We start from the raw sequence: 1,617 nt of genomic DNA on the forward strand, positions 1-1,617 counted from the left end.
CCTTGGGACCAGGGGGTGGTGTGGTCGAGTTCGCAGAACACCGCCAACCGGTTACACCCCGGATGCCGACACGTCCCATCCCTAACCCGGACCGCATCCTTCAGGTCCTGCGGGACCCGGTACGTGGTCGCATCAGCTCCTAACCTGGCCCCGGTAAAGGGGTGGGTGAGGATCCTGGTGAACGATGGTGCGTGCCCGGCGAGCTTCCGGGCGGTCTCGGGATCAATCGGCCCGTAGCCTTCCAATTCACCCGGGGTATCCCCGCCGAGGAGAGTCATCACCGGGACGGTGACAAACACCTTCGCCTGCACACCCCAATACGTGCTGGCCTCCCGCGGCTGGCTGGACCCGCTGCCACCGTTGGACCCGTTGGACCCGTCGTCGCCGTCATGATCGTTGCCGCCCCTGCCGGGTTCAAAATCGCTCCTGGGCACGGAATCTTCGGGCCCGGAGGATTCGGTCCCGCTGGTCCCTTTGGCCGGGCCGCTCATGTGTCCGGTGGGTCCGGCACTGGTGAGGACATCCACCAGAACGTCGGCCCTGAGCTGGGTGAGAGTCCTGGCCTCGTCGGGTCCTTGCAGGGCCCGGGCTGCGGTGTCGACCCGGTGGAAGATCCCGGCCGCGTGTTCGGTGGGTAGGTACGCGGCGAGCCAGGCCATCCCGTCGTGGGCGGGGTTCAGGACCACCTCGCGTTCCCGGAGAGCTTTCCGGTGCCGGCTACTGATGGGTTCGGGGTGAAGTTTTTCGCGTAACCGGTGGGCCTGGCGGCAGAACTTCGTCACGGTGGTCTGACCGGCCAACGCGATCAGCCTGGTTTCATAGGCGGCGGCGAGAGCGGGGTCGGTGTCGGGCATGTCTGTGGCTTCTTCGACAACGGCCCAGGCATGGCGGCGTGAGAGTCTGCCGTCCTCTAACGCGTTCAACGTGGCCGGGTAGTGGCGGGTCAGCAGGGTGCTGTGTTCGACCAGGAACCCGGCGGTCCGCTCCGGCAGGTGCAACGTGGCGCCGATCTCGGCTGCGGCCAGGGTTTTCTCAAACCCGAAAGCCCCGCGGCCGCAACGGGTTTGCTCGGTTTGCAGGTCCAGGATCCGGGTAACCAGTTTCGCTTCCTGGGCATCGAGCCATGACCGCGCCTCGGCGACGTCATTCAACGCATCCAAGACCTGGGCAGAGTCAAGGCCGGCCGGGGCGGCGAGCCCGAGTTGGCCGGTCAGGGCGGGAGGTTCGTCGCTGGAGCGCACCCGCTCGCCGGGCACGAAGGCCATTCCCCAAAAATCCGATGCCTCATCATCCGCATCGGTCGAACCCGCAGCCTCAGCCTCCGACTCCGGCGGTTCAACAGTGGGTGCTGTCCACACCGCGTCCACGCCTAGCGGTCCCTCCGGACCATACCCAGCAGAAGACCCAACAGAAGCCCCGGAGGAAGACGCCGCAGAAGCGCCGGCGTGAGTTCCCGCAGTAGACCCCGTGGCCGTGTTCGCGGGCCCGCTGGTCGAGGCGGAATCCGCGCCGGATTCGGGAGGGATTCCCGATCCGGGAGCAGAAGCTGCACTGCTTTTCATACCCCAATTCCATCATCGAGCACCGACAGTATGAGGGGAAAATAGGGGGCCCGGA

1 protein-coding gene is annotated in these 1,617 nt (G+C 66.4%); it reads right to left on the reverse strand.

Annotated features, from left to right (window positions below; translation table 11 throughout):
• The coding region (locus K728_RS0102980) for an HNH endonuclease signature motif containing protein (protein ID WP_237742075.1) at window positions 1-1,358 on the reverse strand (1,358 nt) is incomplete at its 3' end.
• Between the last annotated feature and the right edge of the window lie 259 nt (window positions 1,359-1,617).

The organism is Arthrobacter sp. CAL618, assembly GCF_000468215.1.
GTDB lineage: Bacteria > Actinomycetota > Actinomycetes > Actinomycetales > Micrococcaceae > Arthrobacter_D.